Genomic DNA, 6,563 nt, shown 5'->3' with positions numbered 1-6,563 from the left:
ATAGACATAATGACCCCCACGAGGTGCTAGCCTCCAATTTCGTGGGTTAGCTTAAAGCCAGAGCCATAATTAGTGTGTCAAACAGCTAAATTTGGAGACTAGCATGAATAACGATAGCATAATTTTTATTGGCTTAGATACGCATAAATCATTTATCCAAGTCGCCACCTTGCAAGAGCAACGCGGGGCTAAACCTGAGCATTTAGGACGGATAAAGTCCAATAAGTCCGCCCTCATTAAACTCGCACAACAGTTGCAATCGAAATATCCAAAAGCCACACTTCACTTCATTTATGAAGCGGGGCCATGTGGGTACTGGACATACCGCTTACTGACCAGTCTTGGTCACTGTTGTTATGTTATCGCCCCTTCACTTATTCCCAAGAAATCCGGCGACCGAGTAAAAACTGACAAACGGGATGCAGCAAAGCTGGCTCAACTTTTTAAGGCCGAAGAGCTGACTCCTATTTACGTGCCCGAAGCGGAAGATGAAGCCATTCGCGATCTTTCCCGAGCCCGAGAAACGGCCATGAAGGACTTAAAAGATGCGAAGTTCCAACTAAAAGGCTTTCTTCTTCGTAATAACATTCAAGCGACGGTAAACGATAACTGGTCTAAAAAGCATCTACGGTGGCTAACAGACCTCATTTTACCTCACCATAGCCAGCAAATAGTGCTTCAAGAAATGATCATCACCATCAGTGAGCGAATGCAAAGGTTACAACGGATGGACAATGAGCTGCTCCATCAAGTAAAAAACTGGCGCTACTATCCTGTCGTGAAAGCGATCCAAGCGATGCGGGGCGTGCGACTTCTCGTCGCTCTCGGCACCATTGCTGAACTGGGCGATTTACGCCGTTTCGACCACCCCAGAAAACTCATGGCTTACCTAGGGTTAGTGCCTACCGAAAGTTCCAGCGGTGGGAAAACTCGACGCGGCAGTTTAACCAAGTGTGGTAATAGTCGAGCGAGGCGATTACTCATCGAGGGCGCTCACACTTATAAACACAAAGCAAACATCTCAGTTGAATTGCAACGAAGACAAGAAGGTCTACCGAAAGAGATTGTCGATATTGCTTGGCACGCACAACAAAGGTTATGCCGTCGTTACCAGCGTTTACTGCAAAAAGGTAAACACAGAAATATCGTCGTCGCTGCAATAGCACGAGAGATGATCGCTTACATCTGGGCAATCGCAAGAGAAGTAGTCGTAAGCGAAGCCGATCCAAAAGCTCGAATAGCAAGGCTACCGGCATGAGAAAAGAATTAGTGTTATCGCATTGGATGAAGCATCGGGTGTGGCGCAACCACCGACGGCGTTAGGACGGCAATAAAGCTCACGCTTTATTGAACTTCATCTATGCGTTAACACTATCCCAAAATAAACAAAAGGCTCTGAAATGTGGGAGCAGAAACTTCTACGCTTATATTTGACAAAGGGGGTCATATCAACGCCCAATTAAGGTGCGACAACGCTATAACACCCAAGCTAACCCATTACACCGTAAACACAAATTTCAAATCGGAGTAAACTCGCCACGCGTTGGGAGTCACTCTTAAATTGTTTGTTATATTGCCCGCACGACAGAGCTAAGTTTAGCGTCAAGGTGCTGAATTGGTTACAAATCTACTGGTTCTGAACTCAGAAGTAAAACGGATAGTTCGAAACTCAACCATAGACAACAAAACGCACTTGGCTAAGAAACGAAATGAGCTGAAATTGGAGTCATTCGAAGAGCCAGAATAGCAAAGAATTCGAGCGAGAAACCTGACAACAAAGTGCGCTGAAGCCACAATTCTCAATGAAGTACCCACGAAAAGAAGCCGCGCAAAATGAACTTGAGCCAGCAAAACTTACTAACGAGGAGACTTGCGTGACGTTGCAGCTAATTAACCGACAAACATTCTACGTGCGATGGCCATTTTGATGGCATTTCTCACGAAAAGAACAGGTGTGTAGTTCGGACGCAGAACAAAGATAAACGGATAATTTAACCCTTTGAATCTTATGCAATATAACGCCGCGTTAAGTGGTGAGCAACGCAACCACCATACCTAAACCATTGTGACATAAACACTTAATTCAAAGTAAGCCGAAAATGCCAAGCGTTGGGAATCCGTCTTAAACGCTTTGTTATGTGAATACCTATCACGCGCCAAGAAGCGGCAAGTTTTTTCGTTGTTGATATGTTAAGGCAAGCTCTAAGCATTGTTCGAGCTCTAATGCTGGCAATGGCTCTGATAAGCTTAATACGATTGCTCTATTACCTTGAAACTGCAATACATCGCCATGCAACTCTCGAAATGTGTCGACAAGTTTCGTTTGGCAGTTGAAGAATATGTAATAGCTGTTTGGTGACTTTAATTTCCAGTCAATACGTACTGGGCTACCCGTCATTACGCTGTAACTTGGCTCACCCCATTTCAAAGACTCTTCAACTTCACCTAAGTCTAAGTCCGAAGAGAGTTTTAGGATTAGAGAACGCAACTCTTCGAGCCGAACTCGAACATTTTCTGGGTACTCGTCGAAACGATTTTCTACTACCTTGTCCACTGAAACCTCCAATTCACATAACGCCCTGTTAAGGGGTGAGCAACGCAATACCGAAGTCGCCGCATACCGCCTTAAACACTAAAACCAACGCATAGTGAAAATGCCACGCGTTGCGAATCCCTCTTAAACAGATTGTTATACATTTTGTTCACGCGCCAACCGTCCTTTAGGTTTGTACTCTTGGAGCAGCTCACGAACCATAAACTGATAATCCGGATGCTTTTTAAAACTATAAGAAATAAAAAACGCTTTCGTAGCTTCCGCCGAACTCAAGTGTTTAATTTCTCCGACATTTTCACCTACAACTAAGCTAAATTTAACACCAGGAATGTAAAATATATGATGGTGATAACCTAATTTTTTGGATGAAGTGGGAAAAGAGATTTTGGGCATAATATCTTCATCGGTATCTACGTAAACCGCTAGATATGCGTTCGAAGGAAACTCTTGCTCCCCAAGGAGGTAACGACGGAATTCTTCTTGGTAACGAGAACCCAGTGACTTTTGATTAGCATTTTTTTCCATTGGCCAAGCAGAAGCGCGCCAAACGATACTTGCTGCAAAATATAGATAGCAGTCAGTATTAGGGAAATCATTCTGGATTGGGTTAAACCAACACTCTCCTTTGATACTAGCAAATTGCTTTGCACTTTTGAGGCGCTCTAGAAGCGGGAGCTTACCAGTGCCAGCATGGCACTCTGACACGACAGAATTTTCCCCTAGGCGAGAAAAGCGCAATTCACACTCAGAGCAAAGAAAATGTGAAGTAACTTGAAAGTCAGTATAGATTGATGATTTATCATGGCTTTGATTTAAAACTAGATCATCACCGTCGAAAGCCCCTTTCAGTTTTTTATAAAGCGCCTTTGGCATAAGATGACTATTTCTTAACTCTTTGTGTTCTAAACAAAGACCGCATTGACCTAACCTCAAAGTTCCACCTTTCATTAAATGTATAACGCCCAATTAAGGTGCGACAACGCTATAACACCCACGCTAAACCATTACGCCGTAAACACTAGATTCAAACCGGAGTGAACTCGCCAAGCGTTAGGAGTCACTCTTAAATTGTTTGTTATATTGCCCGCACGACAGAGTCAAGTTTAGCGCCAACGTGCTGAATTGGTTACAAATCTACTGGTTCTGAACTCAGAAGTAAAACGGAAGTTCGAAACTCAACCATAAACAACAGAACGCACTTGGCTAAGAAACGAAATGAGTTGAGATTGGAGAAATTCGATTAGCCAAAGTGACAAAGAATTCGAGCGAGAAACCTGACAGCAAAGTGCGCTGAAGCCACCATTTTCAATTACCCCCCCCCCCAAAAAAGAAGCCGCGCAAAATGAACTTGAGCCAGCGAAACTTACTAACGAGGAGACTTGCGTGACGTTGCAGCTAATTAACCGCCACACTTTCTACGTGCGATGGTCATTTTGATGGCAACTTTCACGAAACGAACAGGTGTGTAGCTCGAACGCAGAACAAAGGTAAACGGATAATTTAACCCTTTGAATCTTATGCAATATAACGCCGCGTTAAGTGGTGAGCAACGCAGAACACCACACCTAAACCATTGTGCCGTAAACACTAAAGCTGAATCAAACCGAGAACGCCGAGCGTTGGGAATCCGTCTTAAACGCTTTGTTATGTGAATGTTCTCTATACACTAATCAACTCTACGACTACGTCTCGTGGGATTTCACCGAAGTCATTAGCTACCAATATATGTTCATTATCTTCTGGTATTGCAGGATGTTCGATATGCTCATTAACAGAAATGATAGAAACACCTTATTTTTCAAGCAAACCTATATCGATTTTGTAAACATAGCCATTACAGCTACCATTTTTTGTTGCATAATATTCAGCTCGTTCAAAGTATGGTGTGAATGAAAGACCAGAAGTTGGATAGCCTTTTTGTTCCAGCTGATGAAGTATCGCAGTATTAATTGTTGAAGCTCCCATGGTAATTCCTGATCCCATAGTCGCATGAGGAGATCCCATATATACAGGCGCACAAAAATTTTCGTGTGGCGTTTTAGGGATGAGTTTTCCATCTCGTTCATTGAAGAAATGGATATTTGCACCACGATATAAGTATTTCATATATTAAATTTTGTCCGTTAATTTTAATCTAGGAAGACTGAACCCGAGTATTCACATAACGCCGCGTTAAGGTGTGATGCACGCTTGGCTATACTTGAGCGAAGCGAAACTGCCAAGCGTGAGGAATCACTCTTAAACGCTTTGTTATGTGCTATTTTTGACCATCATACGCCAAAGCTGCACTCTTCAGTTGCTGAATGTCCGAGGCACACAGATACCGCTTTAATGCTTCAAACTTCTCCAAAGGCCAATCGTAGATTCGCATTTGCAGTAGCTCAACAACAATCGGTTCATCAAAACGATATTTAACTAATTTCGCGGGCGTTCCTCCAACAACACTATAGGGAGCGACATCTTTGGTTACTACGCTATTTGCTGCAACTATCGCACCTTCTCCAATAGTTACGCCAGGCATAACCATTGACCTAATCCCGAGCCACGCACCATCATGGATAAAGGTATCACCTTTACCGATATAAGCTTCATCAATGTAATCCATAAATGGGTACAAGCAGAACCAATCCGCTCTATGGGTATGATTACCACCCATTAAGATAACCACTTCTGCACCAATACAAACATAATCACCAATATGGAGCTTATCTATTTTCCACCTTGGTTCCCAATTACGACTAACTTCATCACCGTGAAGATATCGAACAACAGATTCTTCAAACCCGCTATCCCAGCAATCACTGTAATAACTGTGAGTACCTTTGATAGAAATATTAGGGTTAGTTACCACCTCATGGAGTAACTGAAATTTTGACCAATGCTTTTTTTGCATACGAGACCTCAAGCAAATGTTAAATAACAAGAATTATTGAAATAACACTATGCCGTCAGTGAATGCGAGGCTGCTTTAAAAGAGGAATAAGTTTCATAAAAAACACCGTAAAGTGGAAGAAATTGATGATAGCACATAACGCCGCATTAAGGTGTGAGCGGCGCTTGGCTATACTTGAGCGAAGCGAAAACGCCAAGCGTTGCGAATCACTCTTAAATGCTCTTGTTATGCAGAATTTTCCAACCACTTTAAGAACCAGCTTGTAGATTCAGTAGCCCTGATAATAGTTAAAGGCTTTCCTGACCAACGCCCTACTCCCTCATCAGCTAGAAGCCCTTTGGCGATTAGATCTGCACAATAGACTTTTAGAGCAATTTCGTTAATTGAAGGAATTAACTCTTGTAGCAACTCGATTGGATAAACTTCTTGATTGAAACCTGTTTTAACTTTTTCTTCGAGGGCTGCAACTCGCATACCTTTGAATGCTTCAAGGAATGATGGCTCTAGGTCGGATATTGTTTTTAGAATAACTATATGACTTTCGGTTAAAGAAGCTACAAAATCCAACATAGCTTCAGTTTCATCCCATGCTTCAGTATGTTTGACTGAGTTAGAAAGCACTGTTGCTAGCCATTTAATCTTTGTTTCGGTACGGCTAGTCAAAGCCATTTGACACGCTTTAGAAGTTAAAAGCATAAACTGTTCTTCTGAGTCAGAACTTAACACTACGCTTTCAAGCTTTGCTAACTGTGACTGAAGCTCACCAATTAGTGTATTAATGCGCTCCTGAGCATATTTAGTAGATGGCATTGTTACGAAAGCATCAATAATACCTCCAATAGGGAGCATCATCATTAACCCTCTTGTTACTGCCGAATTTCCGTAAAGAGTGGAAACCTTTTGAACTAGAGTTAACTCTTTGCTTTGACCAACTTCAAGCTTATTGAACTCTGCCATATGTCCTCTTTTTCTGCATAACGCCGCATTAAGGGGTGAACAACGCCTCCACCCCACCTAAAGCATTGTACCGTAAACACTAAATTTGAAGTAGATGCAAAAATGCCAAGCGTTGAGAATCCCTCTTAAATGCTTTGTTATATTGCCCGCACGACAGAG

At 42.4% G+C, this 6,563-nt stretch carries 6 protein-coding genes; 1 reads left to right on the top strand and 5 read right to left on the bottom strand.

Features of this window, described 5'->3' with window-relative positions; genetic code table 11:
• Window positions 1–103 precede the first annotated feature (103 nt).
• Window positions 104–1,258: an IS110 family transposase gene (locus F0249_RS19475; RefSeq protein WP_136995991.1), complete on the top strand. Its 1,155-nt coding sequence runs from the start codon at window positions 104–106 to the stop codon at window positions 1,256–1,258.
• An 891-nt stretch (window positions 1,259–2,149) separates the two neighbouring features.
• On the opposite strand, the gene F0249_RS19470 is transcribed toward F0249_RS19475, so the two are convergent.
• From F0249_RS19470 to F0249_RS19445, 5 genes are all read right to left on the bottom strand, one after another.
• Complete coding sequence (locus F0249_RS19470; protein ID WP_171757568.1) at window positions 2,150–2,554, bottom strand: DUF1801 domain-containing protein; 405 nt, start codon at window positions 2,552–2,554, stop codon at window positions 2,150–2,152.
• Between the two features lie 135 nt (window positions 2,555–2,689).
• Window positions 2,690–3,502 carry a hypothetical protein gene (locus tag F0249_RS19460; protein WP_171757567.1) on the bottom strand — a complete coding sequence of 271 codons (813 nt, stop codon included), beginning with the start codon at window positions 3,500–3,502 and terminating at the stop codon, window positions 2,690–2,692.
• A gap of 843 nt (window positions 3,503–4,345) precedes the next feature.
• On the bottom strand, window positions 4,346–4,660 hold the full coding sequence (locus tag F0249_RS19455; RefSeq protein WP_253825354.1) for a hypothetical protein: 315 nt from the start codon (window positions 4,658–4,660) through the stop codon (window positions 4,346–4,348).
• Window positions 4,661–4,811: 151 nt separating this feature from the next.
• On the bottom strand, window positions 4,812–5,447 hold the full coding sequence (locus F0249_RS19450) for a CatB-related O-acetyltransferase (protein WP_171757566.1): 636 nt from the start codon (window positions 5,445–5,447) through the stop codon (window positions 4,812–4,814).
• 225 nt (window positions 5,448–5,672) lie between these two features.
• Window positions 5,673–6,404 (bottom strand): hypothetical protein, encoded by a 732-nt coding sequence (locus F0249_RS19445; protein ID WP_171757565.1) that lies wholly within the window; start codon window positions 6,402–6,404, stop codon window positions 5,673–5,675.
• Window positions 6,405–6,563: the final 159 nt, after the last annotated feature.

The organism is Vibrio sp. 03-59-1 (genome assembly GCF_013114135.1).
Taxonomy (GTDB): Bacteria; Pseudomonadota; Gammaproteobacteria; order Enterobacterales; family Vibrionaceae; genus Vibrio; species Vibrio cortegadensis.
This window is presented reverse-complemented; position numbering and strand designations above follow the sequence as displayed.